The sequence below is a fragment of the Arthrobacter sp. Soc17.1.1.1 genome, assembly GCF_036867195.1.
Lineage (GTDB): Bacteria > Actinomycetota > Actinomycetes > Actinomycetales > Micrococcaceae > Arthrobacter_D.
This window is the reverse complement of sequence record NZ_JBAJII010000004.1, coordinates 43517-63960: the sequence shown is the minus strand read 5'-3', so window position 1 is coordinate 63960 and position 20444 is coordinate 43517. Positions and strand designations below refer to the sequence as shown.

General features: G+C 62.3%; 24 protein-coding genes and 1 pseudogene. 13 read left to right on the top strand and 12 right to left on the bottom strand.

Features of this window, described 5'->3' with window-relative positions; all coding sequences use genetic code 11:
- Positions 1-130 precede the first annotated feature (130 nt).
- From V6S67_RS19490 to V6S67_RS19480, 3 genes are all read right to left on the bottom strand, one after another.
- Positions 131-373, bottom strand: coding sequence for a hypothetical protein (locus tag V6S67_RS19490; RefSeq protein WP_334211989.1), 243 nt, complete (start codon positions 371-373; stop codon positions 131-133).
- A gap of 402 nt (positions 374-775) precedes the next feature.
- A complete protein-coding gene (locus V6S67_RS19485; protein ID WP_334211988.1) occupies positions 776-1168 on the bottom strand; it encodes a hypothetical protein in 393 nt (130 codons plus the stop codon).
- A 511-nt stretch (positions 1169-1679) separates the two neighbouring features.
- On the bottom strand, positions 1680-2318 hold the full coding sequence (locus V6S67_RS19480; protein ID WP_334211987.1) for a hypothetical protein: 639 nt from the start codon (positions 2316-2318) through the stop codon (positions 1680-1682).
- A gap of 540 nt (positions 2319-2858) precedes the next feature.
- Between V6S67_RS19480 and V6S67_RS19475 the strand changes: the two genes are divergently transcribed.
- The 3 genes from V6S67_RS19475 to V6S67_RS19465 all read left to right on the top strand — a co-directional run bounded on the left by V6S67_RS19475 (position 2859) and on the right by V6S67_RS19465 (position 5308).
- The gene (locus tag V6S67_RS19475; protein WP_334211986.1) at positions 2859-3035 is read left to right on the top strand and encodes a CsbD family protein; all 177 of its coding nucleotides are present in this window, start codon (positions 2859-2861) and stop codon (positions 3033-3035) included.
- Positions 3036-3520: 485 nt separating this feature from the next.
- Entirely contained in the window at positions 3521-4837 is a 1317-nt protein-coding gene (locus V6S67_RS19470; protein WP_334211985.1) for an AI-2E family transporter, read from the top strand.
- A 225-nt stretch (positions 4838-5062) separates the two neighbouring features.
- A complete protein-coding gene (locus V6S67_RS19465) occupies positions 5063-5308 on the top strand; it encodes a hypothetical protein (RefSeq protein ID WP_334211984.1) in 246 nt (81 codons plus the stop codon).
- A gap of 141 nt (positions 5309-5449) precedes the next feature.
- Here the strand turns inward: V6S67_RS19465 and V6S67_RS19460 are convergent, their stop codons facing one another.
- Positions 5450-6322 (bottom strand): YsnF/AvaK domain-containing protein, encoded by an 873-nt coding sequence (locus V6S67_RS19460; RefSeq protein WP_334211983.1) that lies wholly within the window; start codon positions 6320-6322, stop codon positions 5450-5452.
- Positions 6323-6626: 304 nt separating this feature from the next.
- Here V6S67_RS19460 and V6S67_RS19455 point away from each other — a divergent pair, with 304 nt between their 5' ends.
- Positions 6627-7436, top strand: coding sequence for a mechanosensitive ion channel family protein (locus tag V6S67_RS19455; protein WP_334211982.1), 810 nt, complete (start codon positions 6627-6629; stop codon positions 7434-7436).
- A 363-nt stretch (positions 7437-7799) separates the two neighbouring features.
- On the top strand, positions 7800-8444 hold the full coding sequence (locus tag V6S67_RS20065) for a MarR family winged helix-turn-helix transcriptional regulator (protein ID WP_442884941.1): 645 nt from the start codon (positions 7800-7802) through the stop codon (positions 8442-8444).
- Between the two features lie 407 nt (positions 8445-8851).
- On the opposite strand, the gene V6S67_RS19450 is transcribed toward V6S67_RS20065, so the two are convergent.
- Both V6S67_RS19450 and V6S67_RS19445 read right to left on the bottom strand, forming a co-directional pair.
- Positions 8852-9442 carry an ANTAR domain-containing protein gene (locus tag V6S67_RS19450; RefSeq protein ID WP_334211981.1) on the bottom strand — a complete coding sequence of 197 codons (591 nt, stop codon included), beginning with the start codon at positions 9440-9442 and terminating at the stop codon, positions 8852-8854.
- Positions 9443-9994: 552 nt separating this feature from the next.
- Positions 9995-10300: a hypothetical protein gene (locus V6S67_RS19445; protein WP_334211980.1), complete on the bottom strand. Its 306-nt coding sequence runs from the start codon at positions 10298-10300 to the stop codon at positions 9995-9997.
- A 368-nt stretch (positions 10301-10668) separates the two neighbouring features.
- Between V6S67_RS19445 and V6S67_RS19440 the strand changes: the two genes are divergently transcribed.
- Positions 10669-10959 (top strand): hypothetical protein, encoded by a 291-nt coding sequence (locus V6S67_RS19440; RefSeq protein ID WP_334211979.1) that lies wholly within the window; start codon positions 10669-10671, stop codon positions 10957-10959.
- Positions 10960-11002: 43 nt separating this feature from the next.
- Here the strand turns inward: V6S67_RS19440 and V6S67_RS19435 are convergent, their stop codons facing one another.
- From V6S67_RS19435 to V6S67_RS19425, 4 genes and pseudogenes are all read right to left on the bottom strand, one after another.
- The gene (locus V6S67_RS19435; RefSeq protein ID WP_334211978.1) at positions 11003-11431 is read right to left on the bottom strand and encodes a hypothetical protein; all 429 of its coding nucleotides are present in this window, start codon (positions 11429-11431) and stop codon (positions 11003-11005) included.
- A gap of 232 nt (positions 11432-11663) precedes the next feature.
- Positions 11664-12392 (bottom strand): GNAT family N-acetyltransferase, encoded by a 729-nt coding sequence (locus V6S67_RS19430; RefSeq protein WP_334211977.1) that lies wholly within the window; start codon positions 12390-12392, stop codon positions 11664-11666.
- Between the two features lie 26 nt (positions 12393-12418).
- Positions 12419-12613 (bottom strand): annotated as a pseudogene (locus V6S67_RS20060) (transposase); the annotation flags it as partial.
- Positions 12614-12690: 77 nt separating this feature from the next.
- A complete protein-coding gene (locus V6S67_RS19425; protein ID WP_334211976.1) occupies positions 12691-12822 on the bottom strand; it encodes a hypothetical protein in 132 nt (43 codons plus the stop codon).
- Between the two features lie 435 nt (positions 12823-13257).
- Here V6S67_RS19425 and V6S67_RS19420 point away from each other — a divergent pair, with 435 nt between their 5' ends.
- Positions 13258-14205 (top strand): tyrosine-type recombinase/integrase, encoded by a 948-nt coding sequence (locus V6S67_RS19420; protein ID WP_334211975.1) that lies wholly within the window; start codon positions 13258-13260, stop codon positions 14203-14205.
- Between the two features lie 273 nt (positions 14206-14478).
- Positions 14479-14919 (top strand): hypothetical protein, encoded by a 441-nt coding sequence (locus V6S67_RS19415; protein ID WP_334211974.1) that lies wholly within the window; start codon positions 14479-14481, stop codon positions 14917-14919.
- A gap of 26 nt (positions 14920-14945) precedes the next feature.
- Here the strand turns inward: V6S67_RS19415 and V6S67_RS19410 are convergent, their stop codons facing one another.
- Positions 14946-15836: an EamA family transporter gene (locus V6S67_RS19410; protein ID WP_334211973.1), complete on the bottom strand. Its 891-nt coding sequence runs from the start codon at positions 15834-15836 to the stop codon at positions 14946-14948.
- Between the two features lie 63 nt (positions 15837-15899).
- Here V6S67_RS19410 and V6S67_RS19405 point away from each other — a divergent pair, with 63 nt between their 5' ends.
- Positions 15900-16391 (top strand): MarR family winged helix-turn-helix transcriptional regulator, encoded by a 492-nt coding sequence (locus tag V6S67_RS19405; RefSeq protein WP_334211972.1) that lies wholly within the window; start codon positions 15900-15902, stop codon positions 16389-16391.
- 121 nt (positions 16392-16512) lie between these two features.
- On the opposite strand, the gene V6S67_RS19400 is transcribed toward V6S67_RS19405, so the two are convergent.
- Positions 16513-17115: an HD domain-containing protein gene (locus tag V6S67_RS19400; protein WP_334211971.1), complete on the bottom strand. Its 603-nt coding sequence runs from the start codon at positions 17113-17115 to the stop codon at positions 16513-16515.
- Positions 17116-17518: 403 nt separating this feature from the next.
- Between V6S67_RS19400 and V6S67_RS19395 the strand changes: the two genes are divergently transcribed.
- The 4 genes from V6S67_RS19395 (at position 17519) to V6S67_RS19380 (ending at position 20013) form a co-directional block, all read left to right on the top strand.
- Positions 17519-18091 carry a recombinase family protein gene (locus tag V6S67_RS19395; protein ID WP_334211970.1) on the top strand — a complete coding sequence of 191 codons (573 nt, stop codon included), beginning with the start codon at positions 17519-17521 and terminating at the stop codon, positions 18089-18091.
- Between the two features lie 61 nt (positions 18092-18152).
- Positions 18153-18452: a hypothetical protein gene (locus tag V6S67_RS19390; RefSeq protein ID WP_334211969.1), complete on the top strand. Its 300-nt coding sequence runs from the start codon at positions 18153-18155 to the stop codon at positions 18450-18452.
- Positions 18453-18475: 23 nt separating this feature from the next.
- Positions 18476-18961 (top strand): hypothetical protein, encoded by a 486-nt coding sequence (locus tag V6S67_RS19385; RefSeq protein ID WP_334211968.1) that lies wholly within the window; start codon positions 18476-18478, stop codon positions 18959-18961.
- 104 nt (positions 18962-19065) lie between these two features.
- A complete protein-coding gene (locus V6S67_RS19380) occupies positions 19066-20013 on the top strand; it encodes an oxygenase MpaB family protein (RefSeq protein ID WP_334211967.1) in 948 nt (315 codons plus the stop codon).
- The last annotated feature ends 431 nt before the right edge of the window (positions 20014-20444 follow it).

Here is a 20444-nt window from a genome sequence, read left to right as displayed (position 1 = left end):
AGAACCATTGATGCGTCAGCGATCACTGGCGTCTGCTGCCTCGCGCCGGGACCTCGCCGACGGTCAGGGCGACGGTCAGGACGGCGGTCAGAACAGCGATCAGGGCGTTGATCGGGTGTGGGGAGAGGATTTACGGTCGGGTGAAGAGTTTGGTGCGCTCGGTGTCGCTGAGCCGATCGTTCCCGCACGCCGTTAGTGCTTCTTGGTAGGCCTGTTCGGTTTCGGTGCCGGCGTCGATGGCCGCGCTGATGGTGGGTTGCCTGTTCTCCATGCATCTCTCCAGCTCCTCTGCCGAGGTCCCGTCATCACAGGCCCCCATCGCCAGGAGGACGGCACCGGCCACCACGACACGATAGGCAGTCAGCGAACGCATAACCGACAGTGTAGAGCCGTGGCCGCGAGCCGGTACCTGCAGATCACCCGGATGCGGACGAGACGTGAGCTCATGTAAGGTCACCCCGCATACAAGAGCAGTTCCAGGCATCCGCCCAGACCGAGCAGATGGCACCGCCCCTATGTTGTCTCTGTCTTTGGGATTGGGGCGTATTAGGCATTGGACTTGGCTGAGCAGCGTGATGCTTCTATCGTTGGGGGTGAGGCCCTGGCCGGTTGTGGTGGTCACCATCAAGCCGGTCGGGGTCTGATCATTTCGCCGCCCGCCCCTACCAGGGGGCGCAAAACTACATGGGTAGAGTGCATGCGGTCGTATCCGGTGCTCATACGAAGCATTTCCGGGTTGGTCAGTGCCGGCCAGGGGGAGCTTGTAGCTTATTGATCAGCCCTGTCTGGGTGGGTTTGCGGGCCGGGTGAGGGTCAGTGGAGTCTCGGGAAGCTCTTGCTGGAAGCAGCTGACGATTCTTTGCGCGTCGTCTTCGATGGCGTGCGGCGGCAAGATGACGGTGAACGCCGCAGACGATGCATCCGGTGACGGTAACCTTTCGGCGACCATAGGATCCTGAACGCACCGTTCGGCACTGCCGCTGGCGATGCCGTCGACGTTAGTACCATCAACGGTGGTCTTCTTGGTGATGTCGATGGTGATGTACCAGAGAGCATCTGTGCCCGTGTGGTAGGTCACCATCGGCTCCTGGCTCACCAGAGCGGGCTTAGGGTCTTCAACCGCACCGCGACAAGCAGGAACCGGTAGCACCATGATCAGAACCAGCATCAGGAAGCAGATCCTTCGCTTCCGGCACATCTCCGCTCCTCCTCGGGATGATCTGAGGAGGACCGGAGATAGAACGGGCCCTCTGCCGGTCCGAGACGTCGTGGACACCCCCGGACTCCGCTTCGTCATCGGTACGCCTCTTAGGAGGCTCGCGGGTGCGTTGCCGGGACGGCGCCGGAGAAATCCCCGCTGCTCAAGTGATCCGATGTCGAGTGGATCGCTGTCGAGGTGTCCGGCGCTGGGTGGCCCGGCGTGGAGGTTGCGCCGAGACGGACAGAGATATGGGCGATCTGGTCCTCACGACTGAGATCCAGGTAGAGGCTCTGGACGTGCAGGGTGCTGCCATTCGGGAGGACGACGGCCGTCCCCACAGGAGGGAAGATGTCGGCTTTCACCCACGCCAGGGTCTGCCCTGCCTTGTCGTGGAATCGGGTACCTCCCGTCGCCGGGGCGTCAAGGGTAAGGAAAGGCCCACTCAGATGGTCGCCTGCTCTGGGGTGAAAGCGTCCCATCAGTTCGGGCGACGATGCTGATCGAGGCCGGCCTGGTGGTCGATGCCGGCCTGGTCGACCTTGCGGTGGAAGAGCATCCCGGCCTTGCCGCCGAGAATCGCCGCGATCAGTGGGACGAGGACGGCGATCGCCAGGGCGATCAGACCGCTGGCTGTCAGGGTGTCCTGATTGAACTGGAGACTGGGCACACCGTCGAGGCGGGACAGGACGTTGAACTGGTCTCCGGCGATGAGGGCCAGGACCGCCAGAACGACGGCGATGATAATGCCCCACAGCCAGACAGCCAGGCCCTGCTTCGCGCCGTCAAAGCGCGCCATACGGCCGGCGACGTAGCCGCCGCAGTAATAAGCCAGGAACAGGATGATCGCCAGGACGATCCCGCTCACGATGCCGATCGTGTCGGCGTTCTCGGTAGCCTGGTTCGCGGCATCAGTGGTGCTGCTGGTGTTCGCGGCCCCGATCCCAACGCCGATCGCCGTCGCGAGGGCACTGAGGATGACGGTCAGGCCGATCGCGGTCAGCCAGCCGAAGAACGCGGAGCCGAACTTGATGCCGCCGAAACGGTCTTTCTGCGCGGCCACGACATCATCGCGCCGGTTTCTGGGAGTGCTGGCTCCCGAAGTGTGTTCTGTAGCCATGACAAGTCCTTTTCATTGGTCGTGCCTACCCCGTCCGAGCACCGCTCTCTCGATGGTCAGCATGTGCTGTGACGAACCTCAACGAAAGGTTCCGGCAACCGGGTAAGTCACTGAGGTCACCCCCATGATAGCTAAGTATGCTTACTACTTGAAGTGTGCGGAACGCTCTTTCCGTCCCATCGCCCATAAGGTACGGCACCGCGGTACAACGCCGGGCTGAGGTCTCAGATGATGGCATTCGGCTACATTTCTAAGTGACAAAACCGGTCCGCCGCACGGATAAGTGATAGGGCGAGCCAAGCCGTGAAGGCGCGGCAGCCCTAGCATTCATGGCGTCTATGGCAGCGCGGACGTGCACCTTAGGTGATGAGCCAGGATGCTAGATGTGGGATGCGCGCCGGTTTCCGCCGTCGGCATGCTAGAAAGTGAGGACCGGCGTTTTTGGTCGGCGCCGCATCATTGGATCGGTGGGGCATCGTCCGATTGGGAACGTACGGGACATACTCAGACATCTGACGAAACCCTGGGAAGGGGAGCATCATGGGACTCGATGACAAGATCGGCAATGCAGCGCAAAAGCTGGGGGGTCAGGGCAAGGAAGCAGCCGGCAATGCCACAGGAAATCAGGACCTGAAGGCCGAGGGTCAGACCGACCAGGTCAAGGGCGATCTCAAGCAGGCGGGCGAGAAACTCAAGGACGTCTTCAAAAAAGACTGATCCGCGGCACCCCGGCCCAGCAACCCACCTCGGAACTGAGACTCACAGGACCCCAAGCCCAAGGGCCTAGGATTCAGGGGCCAGGGTGAAAGGCCTACGTTTAGGGGCTAGGAAGGAGAGTGCGCTCTGTTGGACGCACTCTCCTTCTTTCTTTGATGGCTCGCATCAAAGCGTGAAACCATTTCCCACGATCCCGTCGCCTATGCCTGGCGTCGCATCCACGACCAGGTGTGATCGTCGTACGTGCTGCTCGTCGAGTTGCTCGTCCTTGGCTGCTGGTGCTGGTACTCCGCAGGGCGTTCCACGCTGTCCGACTCGAGTACGAGGCGTCCAAGTAGTGCTGCTCGTGTGGTGCTGTTTGCGTAAGGGGGCTGCTGCAGCCACGATAGTAAGCCTGCTGTGATTTGTTGGTTGGTATTAGCCCAGCACGCCCGACCCCGTTTCGGGGGCTGGTCTTGTGCTGCCGGGATGTGGAGGGTGTGTTCGTGGGGTCTTCTTCGGTGCAGTACGGCGCCTCGACGCGGCTGGCTGGGGCGTCCATGTGGGATGGGGCGTTGGGGCGGGCTGCTTTGCGGTCCCTGCATGTCTTGTTGGTCATGGTGTTGGTGACGGTCCTGGTGTTCGCGTTGGTCCAGGTCCGTCTGGTCGTCATCCCGTTGCTGCTTGCGCTGATCTTAGCCTCGGCCATCGGCCCGTTCGTGTCCTGGTTGCGACGTAAGGGGTGCACGAGCTCGGTGGCTACGGCTATTGCCTTCATCCTTTTGGTGCTCTGCGTGGGCGCTCTCACCACAGGTGTCATTGTCGCGGTCATCGGCCAGACCGACATTCTTGTCCTGAAAGCCGCGCAGGGAGCGAACCAACTGATCGATTTGCTGCAGAACGGGCCGGTCCCCGTCAGCGACGCTCAATTGCAGGCAGCCAGGGACGCTGTCGTGGACTTCGTGACCAGCAGTACCGCGGGCACCACAGCGCTGGCGGGTCTCAGTGCGGCCACGACGTTCCTCACGGGGACACTTCTGATGGTCGTCATCCTTTTCTTCTTCCTCAAGGACGGGGAAAAGATTTGGGCGTTCACGCTGAGATTCTTCAGGGACGTGCGTCTGGTCAAGGCACGCAGGGTCGGGGACCAGGCGCTGGCTGTGCTGGGCGGGTATGTGCGCGGCACGGCAATCATCGCCGCCGTGGACGCGTTCTTCATCGGCCTGGCCCTGGTCATCCTTCAGGTCCCATTGGCTGTGCCGCTTGCGATCATCGTCTTCATCGGCTCGTTCATCCCCTTGATCGGGGCGACACTGGCCGGGGCGCTGGCGACCGTGGTGGCGCTGGTGACCAACGGACCGGTCACCGCCCTGATCGTCCTGGGCGTTGTGATCCTCGTGAACCAGCTCGAGGGGAACTTCCTGCAACCGGTCGTGATGGGCCATACCTTGAGCGTGCACCCGCTGGTGATCCTGGTCGCCCTGACTGCAGGCACAGTCCTCGCAGGGATCATCGGGGCGATCCTCGCCGTCCCCTTGACCGCGGTCACTTGGGCTGCCATCAAAGCATGGAACGCGGAATCCGATCACCTCATCACCGACGAGGCGATCCTGCTCGCCGAAACGCACACGCTGATGGATGAACAAGGCCATGGACCCAGCACGCTACCCGACAACGGTGGGGGTGAGTCGGCGCTACCCGAACTGCCCGAAATCAACCCCGCCCTGCTCACCGAGCGCTCCCTCGTCGCGCCCAGACATCAAAGCCTCGAACCCGACACCCAGGACACAACTACCAGTAACACCAGACAGGACCTCCCTTAGCCCGGGATGAAAGCCCCACCCTGAACGCGTGAAGCGTCAGTGGCAACTACCTCTCTTCTCATCCGGAGAAGTAGTCAGCCTACTGACTATTGGGTAGCGTTGACGGTGTTGCGGGTGCCGCCGGTTCCATCGGACCTATCGAATACCTGGTCAGGGCGAGGCATCACCTGCAGCGAGAGCTATCCAATCTCGTCACAGCTGTGACGACTACGAAAGGAACAGCGCATGCCAGCAGGACAGGGCAAAAATATCCGCCGGGTCACGAGCGTCGACGTGGTCCGCAGCACAACCAGCGAGAACGAGGCCGGTTCCTACACGTTCGAACTCACCCTCGATGATGGGGTGGAAGAACACCTGCTCGTGGTTCCCGCCGACGAAGCGTCCACGGTCGCGCGTCTGATCCAGCATGCCAAAGCCATGCAATGGGACAAGTCCACCGAGGACCTGATCTTCGAGAACTACGGTTCCTAACCGTCCGATGATTGTCTGATAACCGTCCGATAACCGCCCGGGGACTGCGTAATCGTTACCTGATCACCCACGAATAAGGCCGGTGGTGTGCTGCTTTCGCAGCACACCACCGGCCTTTTTCTTGCTACTGACCGTGTGTGGTTAGCGCTTGTTCTTCTGGTTCCTGGTGGTACCGGTGTCGTTGGCGGTTTCGTCGAGGATCTCGATCTTTTCCTTGCGAACCGTGTCGCTGACTTCCTGCTGCTCGGTGACGGTTTCCGTGTCCAGACGGACACGCTCCACGGCAACGGCTTCCTTGTCTACGACGACGCGCTCTTCGTGGAGGACGACTTCGTGCTCTTCCTCGCTGATTGCGGGCCCGTCCAGGGCATCCCCACGGTTCGCGTCCGTGATCGGCTCGGACACGACGCGCACCTCTTCATGCTGGACCGGGACTGTCTTGGTCACGTTCTCGGTGACCACGTACTTACGCAGACGCACTTTGCCCGCTTCGCGGCGCTCGGTGCCCACGCGTAGCTGCTCCTCGGAGCGGGTCATCGCATCATCCGTCGTCGGACCGGAGGTGTCATGCCCGACCGTGCCACGTGCCTGCGACCGCTCAGTATATTCAGCATCCCCGGTGCGCCCGGAACGATCACCACCAGTCACACCCGCGGTGTTGCCTGCAGTGTTGCCGGTGGTGCCCTGCGCCGTGGGCCTGGTCAGCCCGTAGTGGCGGTACAGGCGGTCCTCTTCCTCGGGGCTGAGATCCCCATCGGCCTCGATGCGAGGAGCGTCCTTGACCTGGTCCTTGGTGTAGCCGACGGAGACATCATCACCGCTCAGCTGCGCGCCCTGCAGAGGCACGAACGACTCCGACGTGCCGAACAGGCCCGTCTTGACGGTCACCCAGCTCGGCTCGCCGGTCTGATCATCCAGATACACCTGACCGGCCGAGCCGATCTTCGCCCCACCGGAATCCAGGACGCTGCTGCGCCCGGAAAGGATGACATCGATATCACTCTGCGAAATCATGTAAAGCTCCCTTGTCGAAAATGATTGAGCGAAGGCGCCGGGGCACGACACCAATCAGGCTGAGGACCATTCATACAATCCCACATGCCAACCCTGGCTGCTGGTCTTGCCCGCCAGTCCTGCCTGCTAACCGGAACGAGCCTATGGGCCGTGCTGCGCCTCCTTAGACTATCTAAGCAGGCTGATAATAAGTAGCCTTGCACTTAGCTTGTCACGATGCCCAGTAATCTGCTGGCTGGTGATCTACTGTGCAGCGGTCTCACACGCCACGTCCCCTAGCACCCACCTGTTTGAAGGAGCACTCATGGAAGAAACACTCAGAACCGGTTTGGCAACCGTGGTGGAGTTCGTGCCGAAGCTCGTCCTGTTCCTGGTCATCCTCGTCGTCGGGCTGATCATCGCGAAGGTGGTCGCGAAGGCCCTGGACAAGCTTCTGGAGAAGGTCGGGTTCGACCGTGCGGTCGAGCGCGGCGGCGTGAAGAAAGCCCTCGCGCAGTCCACACTTGATGCCAGCGACATCGTCTCGAAAATCGTTTACTACTTCCTGGTCCTGTTCGTCCTGCAGTTCGCCTTCGGCGTGTTCGGCCCCAACCCGGTCAGTGACCTTCTCGCGGGGATCATCGCGTTCCTGCCCAAGGTCATCGTCGCGATCGTCATCGTCGTCATTGCAGCGGCCATCGCCGCGGCCGTGAAGTCCCTCATCCAGAACGCGCTCGGTGGGCTGTCTTACGGCAGGATCCTGGCGAATATCGCGAGTGTCTTCATCCTCGGCATCGGCAGCATCGCCGCCCTGAACCAGGTCGAAATTGCCACCACGGTGACCACCCCCATCCTTATCGCGGTCCTCGCAGCCATCGTCGGCGTGATCGTCGTCGGTGTTGGTGGTGGGCTTGTTGGTCCGATGTCCAAGCGGTGGGAAGGCTACCTGGGCAAAGCTGAGGAAGAAGCACCGAAAATCAAGGCGCAGGCCGACGCCGCACCCTCGGCCGGTCAGCAGCTCAAAGCCAAAGCCCAGCAGACCAAAAATAAGACGAACCAAACAACCCAGACGAACCAGATGGATCAAGTAAACCGACGCGCCTCAGGCGGCCCCGACGGCGCCCACCGCATTTGAACTACCGCATTTGAACTACCGCGATACTGCGCATGCGGTGCGGGCAGGGCACTTCCGTGTCCTGCCCGCACCCTTCCTACCCGGTGCGGCCCGTCAGGTCGGGCACGAGTCTTGACTCGCGGCATAGCCCGTAATGCGCGCGGTCTTTGATGACCACTTCCGCTGAGCAGAGGCAGGATCGGCCACAAACCAAGCCCGCACCGCTATCTGAGTATCTGTCAGCCAGGCACCTGCCAGGCAGGAGGATGGAAAACCCGTGTCCGTAGTCCAACCATCCCTAGTCCAACCATTTGCGATCCAGCCATCCGCGGGTCAGCCACATGGGTCAGTCATCCTCGGGCGGTACGGTCACTTGTTCGCAGTATGGTGCTCAGTGGCGCGACGGCCGGTGATTCACAGAGGATCGGTGTACGGATCATGATGACACTGGAGACAAGTTACCTCTTAGTAATTGCGGCACGGAAGTTCAGCATCAGCGACACCGCTGCCCTGCGGGGTATTGGGTTGACCCCGACGGGCCTGTACGCACTAGAAGACCTGGAGTGCATTGGGGCGATGGACCAAGCTCGCCTGGCCCAGCTGCTCTACTTGCGCCCGCAGACCATCGGGCATTTACTGAGCCGATTCGAACACCAGGGGTGGGTGACACGCCGACCCAGCGGGCACCGCAACTACCTCACCGTGACCATCACCGACCAGGGGCGCTCAACTCTTGCCGCCGCCCGCCAACTAATGGCGAAGACAGATCAGAGGCATCCTAATGATGGCCGCCTACCGGCGCGGGCGCACCTTCTGGGGTGCAACGGTCGCGCCGGCCACCGGGATCGCGAGGAACGTGAACAGAGGCGAGCGAGCGGCACAAATGAGGATGTCGATGACACGGTTCTGCTCCACACGGATCCGTTACGGACAGCACTGGAGGCCCTCCGGCCCTTCCTACTTACCCTGATCACCTCATCTGAAGGCGATATGAGCGGCACCGCTCATGACGGGACGCGAGCACCCTGACCCTAACCCAAGCCAGCTAATGCTCCAAAGCCTCTAGGTTCGGAACAATCGGCGCAACAAGCCGAGCTGCACTGAACCGATTGGCTCCGAGCCGAGCCGATGCCATGATGACCGATCCCGCGAAGGTGCCCGGGCACTCTCACAGCAGGCCCGGACACCATCGGGGCACTCACTCCGGCCGACTTCTTGACCGGAACGGTAAGTGCACTTACTAGTTGACCATAGATACGGCTTCGATGGTGGGGAAGCTGCCAGAAATAGGGGGGGCGCATCCTTTCGCCCGTCTCCCCGCCGACACTCCGCCGACACTCCGCCGACACTCCGCTGACACTGTCGATGTTCCGCCTACAGTCCACGCCCCGCCTGTCCTCCACCTGATATTGGCGTGCTATTGGGTGGTTGCGGGTTCACTGGTTAGTTGCTGTGGCTGCGCAGATTGATCGGGTGAGGGTTCTCAGGATCTGGGGATCTGCTGTGGCATCGAGGATGTCCTGGGCAAGCAGGGCGACTTTCCGGTTGACGCGCTGGCTGTACTGGTTCAGGCGGGCGAAGGCTTCCTCCGCGCCCAGACCCTGTGTGACCAGCAGCACCCCCTTGGCCTGCTCGATGACCGCGCGTTTGGCGGCGGAACGAGCCACGGCAGTATTCGCCACTGAAGTTATCTCATCCCGCACGGAAACGGTGATATCAATCAGGAATCCCCGCACTCCGCGCACGACACCGTCCTCGATGAGCGGGTCGACGACCGCCAGGACCCGGCGGGGCCGGGCGCGGGCATTGATCAGCGTGTAGTACCACGCGGCAGGAATGCCGGCAGTCAGGGTTTCACCCCAATAAGATCGGGCCTCATCTCGGGAGGCGGGCTCTACGTGCGCGAACCCGACCTCGAGGGCCGGCACGATATCACCGGGCTCATACCCGTGGATCGCGTACATCCCTTCATCCCAGGTCAGCGCCGCCGTGTCGCCCCGATACGTGAAAACGCCTACCTGATCCAAGCGGGGTCTGAGCCCCCCAGCAGCGCCGTGATCGAGTACCGGAACCACGCGAAACTCTGAGCCCTCTGCAGGATCCGGCGTCCCAGCTGATAGCGCCGACCCTGCCCAGGGCGCCGCGTCCCAGGGCTGAGTACCGCGCCCTCCGGAGGATCCCTGCGAAGTGCCGGCGGCGGCAGGATCAGGACAAGGGCGCGGAAACGTGGGATAAGACATACAAAGGGCGCCGATCAAGGAAAGAAAGCTAGGAGCGGGCCGGCTACTTGACCTCATCTCGACAGAACCTACAGCTTACCAACCCCCACCGAACCACCTTCCTGCCAACCCCATCAACAAGCTCACCTACACACAAGCTGACCTGCGCGCTTCTCGGACGAATTTCTTCAGGCCCGCACCTCATACGACTCCGCAAGCCGGCCCCGGCAGGCTAGCCTCGTCAACCGGCCCAGCCAGGCAGACCCAGCCAGGCAGACCCTGCCGGGGTCGGCCCCCGTTTGCTGCATCACCACGACGGGGCGACGTCCCTTGCGCCCGTGCCGGCGCGCCCGCGCAGGGTCAATCCAAGGGTTCCTTGGACCGCGCGAAGTGCTCGATGAGATGGTTCACCGCGACGACGGCGACCACGACGCTCACGCCGATCACCGCCAGCATCAGATAAAGACCGCCCAGGATCGCCGTTGGCGAGGAAGTATCCTGCAAGTATCTGAGCCCGCCGAAAACACCAACAATCCCGATCACGACGATCACCAGCAGCGCAGCCAACGCCGGGACGGCGGTCCGGTGCGACCCCCACCATTCCGACAACCCCGGTAATTCTGATCGTAGTTCCCCTATCACGCGGTGCATCTGATCCATCCCCATTCACCCATTATGGTTTGTCACCGATTGTGCCTGAACTACGCCAGCTCCCGTGGATTACAAATGTGAGGGCCGCGAACACGAAGCCTGGCACGGCGGATGCGAGCGGCTCTCCTCCTGGAGTGACTGCCTGCCCGCAAAAGCAACTCCCGAGTCGGTTTCCGTGCCGGACCGAGCGCCGAGCGACACTGATTCGTATGAAAGAACCAGAACCCCGAAACGACCCCGATTCAGAACCTGGACCAAAACCAGAACGACAGCCAGAACCAAAGCCCGGTCCAGGGCCCGATCTGGAGCCCGATGTAATGCCTGGTCCGGGGCCTGAGGAGTATGTTCAGGCCACGGAAGCTGCATTCGCGAAGTGTCCTCGGATGAGCGGACTACGCCTGGAGTTCGTCCAGGCCGGATACGGCTACCTCACCGTCTGTTTCGAAGGACCCGAGGACGACTTCCGCGGCCCATATGGGGCCATTATTCGGCTCCCCCGCAACATGTGCGACGAACTCTGGACCCGCTACGCCGACAGTCAGGCCACCATAGAGGACTGGGCCTACCGCGGTGTCGCCCACCGAGCCGACCAGGCACATACCGCCAGCCGAACCCAGCGGCGCGGATATACCTTAGACAACATATGGTGGCTCATCAACGACACCACCCATTAGCTATAAAACTGACGGAGCTTGGAAACGTCACGACGTAAAACAGTTAGTTGGCGGGTCTACGCAGGACCCCGCCAGAAATTTCAGCCCAGCGAATTGTTTCAGCCGCGTGCATCTGATTCTCGATGCTACTTGCGTGTTCCTCGATGATTTCCCAGTACCTTTCAGGCAGTGTGACAGTAATCTGGTCCACGGCGCCTAGCAGCCGGAAAACGGAGATGACTCGTATTGCGTCCGCCGGTAGAACCTTGAAAAGGTCCGGCCCGCCCTTCGGGTCGGCGTCGACGGAATATGTCATGCCGACAACAGCGCGCAAAAGGTCCCGATATACCGCCGAACCCTCAGCGGCGGCGCCTGACTGCCCATCAACCATCGCTAAATATGCAGACTCGTCGTCGGCAACGGTCGGCTCCCGATCTGGAGCGTAATCAGCTACCTCATCAAACGTGGTTAGAATGTACTTTAGGTGGTTCACTGAATACCTTTCAACAACGAGAACGGTGTTTACTTTTGACGGTTATGATGCCGCCTATTTCCGCTCAGTAAAACCTATGGCGTATTACTGATCAACGATCGGGGGTTTAGCGACGCCACGTGGACGACGTCGGATGTACACGATTTTGCTCACCGGCGGACATGGTACCGGTGACCTCTCACCCCATTCCGGCGCTGCTGTTGTACTCGGAGGCCTGTGGTGTTGAGAAGTGTCACGTGTTCCAGGAAGCTGCCCGGTTGATGCGGGTCACTGCACGTTGTGCTGTCGCTGGTACCAGGGACCGGTACTGGGGGTACTCGGTGAGGAAGGTGTGCGCCCTGCTACAGCGGGTTCTCATTGCGAGCCTGCGCTGATGGGCATTGAGGAATGTCCGGCGGAGCAGGGTTTCCTCAATGCCACTCTCGGGAAAAGAAAACTCGGTCGTGATGACCGTTTCGAGCAGGACGACCTGACCGCCGTGCATCTGATACTTCACATACCCGGCAACATCACCGTCTACGAATAGTTCGTAGCGCTGCGCTATTGCGTTGTCGCGAAAGGCGACCCGCTCCTCTCTGCGATACCTTTTCCCACCTTCACTCGAGTTCTCTTCTGCTTTTTCGCGCTCTTTGATTTCCTCAATGAGGGCCGCGTACTGATCGAAGGCTTCAGCCGGTGGTAAATCAGTGTCCATGGCCTTGAAAGTTTTATTGCAGAGAAGTCGTAGCTGCCTGGTTGGAAGTGCGTGTATCTCTTCCCATGGGAAAAGGCGCTCAACGCCCCAGGTGCCGTTCAGGTCAGCCGCTGCCTGCCCGGATTTCTCCTGCACCGCATTGGGTGGGGGCGGACCGGTTGAGGCTGAGTCGTTTACTGTCGGCCTAGCAGTAATCAAGTCGACAATGCTGGATGGTTCGTCTGTCAACGGGATGCTCATGGGTGACCTTAAGGAGATGGTGACCACGGCCCGTTTCTAGACCCTCGGTCCGATCAGCCTAGCGCCTGTACGGGGCCCGAAAAACCCAACATGATGAACATCAAGGACTTGACCCTGAGCTCACCTGTTGTGAGACCGTTGGCGTGCAACGACAACACAGCTTCCTCGACCCAGTTCAGGCGGTGTTGTCGTCTCTTCACGATCTGGAGTTCGAAAGACCCGTCGCGATTCCACAGGACTTCGATCGTGACTTCCGCGGTCGCTTTCCGTTAACACGGTCTTCGGACGCGTCCCGTGACGGACGTTGCCCGATGTGCGGTCGGGGTCAGGGCGATGCTTGTTGCGCCCGAGCGGGCGCGGTGCGTTCGTTGTTCAGCGCTGTCTCGAGCACATTCTTCGTCGACAGTTCCAGCAGCGCGTCAGGGCCGGTTAGCGCCAAGCCCTGTTCGTTGGCCATGAGCACGAGCTCAGCCGCAGCGGCCGCCTCCGCCGACCGATCCTCGTTCGATTTCTAATGGACTCACAAGATCCTATGTCGTCACGACGGCGCCTTTCTTGCTACGTTCGCGCGCGAAGCCTCGGGCCAGAAACACCGTAAAACCCACAGTCCCGAAGATGTCGAGGAGCGTGGACATGAGACAACTACCTACCTCGAAGGGACGTGGTGTTCCGCATCGTGGTTGCGGAGTCGACGACAGGGGTGGCACCGGATAAGCACAGGTATTTCGAGATTATGAATTTCCAATACCCTCGATACCTCTTCCACCTACGAGGAGCCTTACAGGGAGACCAGCACGTCAGTCAAGAGTTTCAGGGCAAAAATAGCAACTCCCTGTGATTGCCAGATGACGCTCAGGAAACACATCATAATGTCTCTTATGATGTGGATACGATGAGCGACCTAGTTTTGACTGATGCCTATACCAGCGTGCCCGTTCCAAACCGGGAGCGACACGCCAGTAGTATCGCCGCGTGGCAACTCGCACAGACCTCCCACCACACACTCGTCGCGTACACCCGAGATCTCGTTGACTACTGCACGTGGCTGGACGCCATGGGTTTCGACCTGCTCACCGTCCGCCGGGTCCACGTCGACGGCTACCGGCACACCCTCACCGGGGCCCCGTCCACCATCGCCCGAACCCTCGCCGCCCTGTCGAGCTACTACCGGTATGCGATGGCTGATGGCGTGACAGCCCTGAACCCGGTCGCCACCGTCACCCGGCCGGCCGTCGATGCCGACCACAGCTCCGCCCAGGGCCTCACCCGAGATCAGGCACGGGCGTTGCTTGCTGTTGCCCGTGTCGACGGCCCGCGATCGCACGCTCTAGTAGCCCTACTGCTGTTCACTGGAATCAGAGTGGGGGAGGCGTTAGGCGCGAGCACCACCGACTACGGGCACGACGCCGGGCATCGGACTTTGACCATCCGGCGCAAAGGCGGCAAGGCTGCGAAGGTCGCCGTCCCCGCGCCGGCCGCCGTCGCCGTGAACGAGTACCTCGAGACCAGCGGGGCCGAGCTCATCCACGTCCACGGGCCCGGCACCGCCTACCTGGTGAGGCAGCCGTTATTTACTACCAGCACGGGGAAGTCATGGCAGCGCAGCGAGGCCTTCCGCACCATCGGGCGCCTGGCACAGAAGGCCGGTATTGAAGGGCGAATCAGTCCTCACAGCCTCCGGCACACCTTCGCGACCATCGCCCTCGACACCGGCACCAGCCTCCACGCACTCCAGGACAGCATGGGCCACGCCGACCCCCGCACCACCCGCGGATACGACCGGGCACGCAACAACCTCGCCAAATCAGCCAGCTACGACGTCGCCCGCGCCCTCGCCTAAGAACACATCACGACATACACCTGCACAGGACATGGTGTCCGGCTTAGATGCCGGGTTCAGTCCTACGCGTGGTCGTCGACCCTGGAATGTAGGTAGTCCATGTAGTCGGCCCCCACCACCCGATTTGCCCTGGGGCGCGATCCTCTATGGATTGTTGCGACGTACTTCAGCAACGCGCACCGAGCGCCGACCACTACACCCTCATCCGTGAAGAGCCAGGTACGACTTTTCCGTGCTCAATCATGGAGTGATGCGATGGCTCATGATTGAGCGATGTGGAAATGGTGGGGGCTCAAGCTGAAGCTCAGTCGCGAGTGGCGCGTTCGGAAAGCTCGCCTGCTGGAACTGGAAGCCCAACCGATGCCTGATTACGGCTATGGCCCGTCCTGGGAAGGACTCGTTGATGGACGGCGTGAGTTCGCCGGCAGAGTGATGAGCGGTCCCTATATCGGCCACGACCTTCTCATTCACGTATACGGCGAGGCTGACCTGGACCGATCCTATGAGCCGAAGGACTTCGACTTCGCCACCGACTACTTCATCACCGACGAAGCGCTGGCAGGCCCCGGAGACCACGACCCGGACCCCTGGTTCGCCACGCTCGAAGAACTGACAGCGTGGCTATCAGAGCAATCCATCGACTGGTACGCACCCTATGTTTCGCTCGCTCGCCTCGGCTTGATACATGGCTACGACGGCAGACGAGTGCCTTAGTGCGAGGCGATGCGATTGAGGATGGGTTAGCGTCCGTTGCCTGTTGTCGAGGCAACGTGTTGAGAGGTTGGTGCGACGCTACGGGGTGTTCGGAGTGCGCTCAGGGCAAGGGTGCCGAGGATGATGGCGGCGCCGAGGAGCTGCCCGGGGGTCAGGTCCTGGTTGATAAGGGCCCATCCTGCCAGGGTTGCTACGAGTGGGCTGAGGAGGCCGAGTATCGCGGTGGTCGATGCCGGTAGGAGGTGGACGCCTCGGAACCAGAGCGTATAAGCCAGGGCGGTGCCGATGATCCCGAGGTAGAGGTAACCGAGAAGGTTGGGCAGCGTCAGATCCGCCGGTGGCGGACCTTCGATCAGGAAGGCGATTGGAGTGAGGAAGAGCCCGCCTGCGACGAGCTGCCAGGACGTGGTAGCCAGCAGCGTGTCAGGTCTACCCCATTTCTTCGTCAGGACCACGCCGCAGGCCATAGCTACCGCGCCTCCGAGGGCGGCGACCACGCCCAAAAGGTCGAGTCGGGCCTGGGCTTGCAGGACGAGCAACGCGACACCCACCAGGCCGGTGACCCCGGCGGTAAGTTTCGTCCGTGTCAGTTTCTCCCCGAGCCAGCCGGCGGCCAGGACCGCGACCAGGAGTGGTTGGACGGCTCCGATGGTTGCGGCGACTCCACCGGGTAGCCGATAGGCGGCGATGAACAGCAGCGCGAAAAACACCCCGATGTTCAGGACTCCCAGGACACTGGAGCGCCACCACCAGCTCCCCTGCGGGAGCTTGCGGACCAGGACCACCAACAGCACCCCAGCCGGGAGGGAGCGGAGAGCTGCGGCCAGGAGCGGCCTGTCAGGGGGCAGCAGCTCAGAGGTGATGATGTACGTCGTCCCCCACACGCAAGGAGCGACAGCTGTCAGGAGTAGGACCATCCACCGATTGCTAAGCACTAAGCAAAACTATCTTAGTGCTTAGCTTCTGACTAGGCTGCTCCTATGACCCGGTCAGAAGCTCAGGATCATGTGGCAGGCGTGCTCGAGCAGTGGGCGCGTGAACGCCCAGATGTTGACGTGAGCCCGATGGCCGTCATCGGTCGTCTCTCCCGGGTAGCGCGCAGGATCGAGGTCCGGCTGTCCGAGAATTTCGCAGCCCACGGAATTGATGCACCTACCTTTGACGTGCTGGCAACTCTGCGCCGTTCCGGAGACCCCTATTCGTTGAGTCCGAAGGACCTAGTAGGAACCTCGATGGTCACCTCGAGCGCGATCGCTCAGCGCTTGAACAAGCTCGAGGCCGACGGGCTGATCGAACGCATCGCGAACCAGCACGACGGACGAGGGAAACTTGTCCATCTCACCGACACGGGCCGCGAGATCGTCGACAGCATCCTTCCCGACCATGTAGCCGTCGAGCGCGAGTTCCTTAAAGTACTCACTACCGAGCAGCAGAACACCCTCGCCGCACTTCTTGCATCACTCGACCACTAAAAGCTCCCCTGCAGGAGAGTGCCCGGTAACCGATCGGCCACCAGACAGCGCACGGCTGGATTAGCGATACCTGATAGTCGTTAGCTCAGTCACATAAACTAGAGTCTTCCGGCCAGTATCGCTAAAGCCGCTCGAGCGGGTTCTCCTTCAGCTTGCGGACGACACCACCGTCAACGATGCGTCGGGCGGCCGTCGTCGGCTTCCGCTCGGCCTGATCGATGACACACGCGCCGAACTCTTGCGCGAGGCGGCCGCGCGGGTGCACGGCGAGCACCTCGCGAAGGAACTCCTCGGGAAGCGCGTCCGGCCTGTCACCGGAGATGTCTAAACCGGTGGCCGTCTCGAGCAAGTACCCTTCAACGTCGAGATCTGGATCTACGGTCGGCCAGTTGTGACGCACGATTACGTTAAGCACACGTTGACGGCGCGTTGCGGACCATCCTGCACCGGCGGTCAGCGCGACCCCTACGTGCCCGCCGGCGTGCTCGTAGGAGGTGATGTGGTTGTCGTACTCAGTTACGGTGCCGATGTCGTGGAGGAGTGCAGCAACGTACAGGAGTTCGTGGTCGACGTCCCGCAACTCTTCGACGACGGCGAACGCTTCGGCCCAGAGCCAGGAGCGGACGGCGTGAGCGGTGAGCGCGGTGGACTGGTACTGGGTCGCCAGCGATTGAGCGCCACGGGCGGCAGCAGTATCTGGCACAGGGAAATCGGCGATACGCATGATCAAGCTTCGCACGACCGGCGCAGCCCAACGAGACTAAGGCGCACGCGCGAATCAGTGGACGCGAGCGAGCGACGAACTGCTGCGTACCGTTCCGATAGCCGGTCGTCCACTGACACCACGCAGGGTTCCGGACCGGCCGGCCGCGCCAGGCCGGGGAAGCGTACGTATAGCCGGGACGAAGAAGACGGGCGCAGGGCTACCTCAAGTGAAACGCCTATTCAGTTCAACCGCCCTTTGGTCGTGTCTCGAAAAACTATAGTTTTATGAGACAACCAGTCGCCCATTTCCGAGCTTGAGTACTTCCCCTAGATTTCGGGGCTCTGGGTGTCTCGGAAAGTCGCCTCACCGTAAAGTGTCTCAACGGTCGTGTCGCCAGCACTTTGTGAGGCAGACTGTTTGAATGAGGCATCTTGGCTATACCCGCGTGAGTACATCGGCTCAGGACGCGAAGCTGCAGCTCGACGCACTTGTCGCCGCCGGGGTGCAGAAACGTGATGTCTTCGCTGATGTCACCTCGGGCAGCAGGACCGCGGTCGACCGGCCCGGGATGAAGAAGCTCCTCGAGTACGCCGACGAGGGAGACACCGTCATTGTCTGGCGCGTCGACCGGCTGGGCCGGTCGCTCATTGACGTCCTAAATACGGTGAACCTGCTGCGGGAGCGGGGGATCCTGGTCCGATCTCTGTCAGATGGAATTGATCCGGAGACCTCGACGGGCCGGCTGATGCTGAACATGCTGGCCACCCTGGCGGAGTACGAGCGGGAGCTCATCGTCGAACGTGTCAACGCGGGCCTCGTCGCGGCCCGGCAAAACGGGACCCGCTTCGGCCGACCACCCTCCGACCCGAAGGTCATCGCCGCGAAGCTCGCCGTCGTTGCCGAAGCCCGCGCCAAAGGCGTGACCGCCGAAGACGCCGCGCGCCTGGTCGGCTGGAGCAGGGCCACCTTGTACCGGCACCAAAAAGCCAAGTGAGGACCTAGACGATGCAGATTGAATCCGCTCGACACGATCGCCCGGCGGCCAGGAGACGACGATGATCAAAATCATTTGCTGGCTACTCACCTCGAGCACCCGCTACAGCTACCTCTTCGGCCGAGCCATTCTCCGACTCCCGCTGCTGCTCCTGCCAATCCCGCCGCGCATCCGCAATCAGGTCGCCGGCGCGCTGGCCGTCGCGCTCTGGTTCGCCTGCTGGTTCGTCGTGGTCGCCCTGTCCGACTCGTCCTGGTGGGGACCGCCCATGGTCGCTGCAACGGCCGCACTCGTCATCATGTGGGTGGTACGGATGGAGGGCCGCCGGCCAATCACGGGCCGGCCAGTCCGGGTCCGATGACCTACCGGCGGAAGTAGCAGAGGATGAGGCAGCGCAGGGGAGAGGCCGACCGGTTCTGGGAGAAAGTCGTCCGAGGTCCGCGGCCGACTGACTGCTGGATCTGGACCGGCGCCGTCGCTGATGACGGGTACGGACGGTTCTGGGTCACCCGCGACGGCGGACAACGCGCCCTGCGGCCGCAACGCTACGCCTACGAAGACCTCACCGGGGAAACCCTGCACCCCGGGATCATCCTTATGCACGTCTGCGACGTGCCGCTGTGCGTTCATGCCAGTACCGGGACGGAAACGCACCTGGTCCCAGGGACTCAGGCGCTGAACATGCTCGACCGGTCCCGGAAGGGACGGCACGCCAACGCGTCGTCCTTCCGGTGGCGCGGGATCGGCCGGGTCCAGTTCCATGCCCAGTCACTCGAGCTGCGTACTGCCCTCCTCGAGCACGGCTGGAACGAAACGATCATCCGGCTCCTGCTGATCGGCGCCAACCCCGAAGCGCCAACGCTCTTCTGACCATGAAGGGTTTTCTCTGCCATCGCCGTGTCAGGTCCGTGTTCTACGCTGTGTAGTAGATTCCTGTCCGTGGGTGTCTGTCGTCGTCGACCTAGCGTTGGAGCATGATGCCTGTGAGCTCGATACCGCGCCCCGCCGAGTTGTCCCACCGCGTCCGCAGTGCTTTCCGCGCCCGGGTCTCCGGTGACCCCACGGGGGCGCCGGACTGGGTGCGCGACATCGCCCTCGTCGGCGAAGGGCCAGGGCTGTTCGAACCCGACGGCGTCGTGTGGCAAGTCCACGGCGGTATGTCCACTTTGGTCGGCGGCGTCGCGGCCCTCCTTGGTCAAGGCGCACACCCGCTGGCGATGGCCGGGGTCGCACGGCACTCCTCGTACCGTAGCGATCCCTGGGCGCGTCTCGCCGGGACCGCGCGCTGGCTCACCATCACCACCTTCGGCTCCGTCGAACTCGCCGAGCGGGACTCAGCACGAGTCCGCCGCATGCACGGGCGGGTTCGCGGCACCACCGACGACGGCCGCGACTACTCCGCCTCCGACCCCGCCTTGCTGCGCTGGGTTCACCTGGCCTTTACGGATGCCTTCCTCGGCGCCCACGAGGCCGTAGGCCACGACCTGGCCCCGCGGTTCGGCCGCGATTGGGCTGACACCTACGTCTCAGACTGGTCCCGCAGCGCCCGGACCCTCGGCGCCGAAGACCTGCCGGTCACCCGCCGGGAACTCGACGAGGCGCTGCGCGCGCTGGAACCCGACCTCGAACCCGTCCCCGCCGAGCTCCTGACCTTCCTCTCCGCACCGGACGGGTTGAACCGTGCCGAGCGGCTCTTCTACGCCGGCATTGCAAGCGCCGGGGCGCTGGTCATCTCCCCGTCCGTGGCACCCTTCGCCGGGGTGCCTGGCCGCGGTGACCGCTCGCTCACCAATCGCCTCCGGTTGCAGCGCACCCGCTTGCAGTTGCGGACCTTCCAGCTGGCCCTCGGGCCGCATAGCCCCTCCGTGGATGCGGCGCGCTACCGGCTCGGCCTCGCCGGCCGCCCGGACTGGCTCGACTGAGCCTCGGCCTCTACTGCTGCCCCGACCGCGCGCATTACGCCTGGTCGACACCGATGAGTGAATGAATATTTGAGTAAGTGAGTAAGGTCTGGCACCTGATGGGTGTCGGCCCTTCGTCGTTGCTGGGGTTCCGTTGGCTGGCGGCCGCGGGCGGCCGGCGGTCTACAGGCTTCCCAGGATTGTCGCTGGCGCTCCAACCAGGGCAATGGTCCTGCGCTTCGCTCCGGCCTGATGAGGCCCGGGCGCTCCTTCGTCGCACCCGACCCTGATGTTTTTTGTCTGCTGTCCTTGCGGATTATGTGTCCCCGCTCCACACCGTCAATCGCTGACGCGACGCAGGCCGGCCATGAACCTCTACGGCGCTCCTGCGTCGCTTATTTCCTTCGAGGTTCCTGGCAGGCCCGCGCCCTTCGGGTTGCACGGTGCTCCGT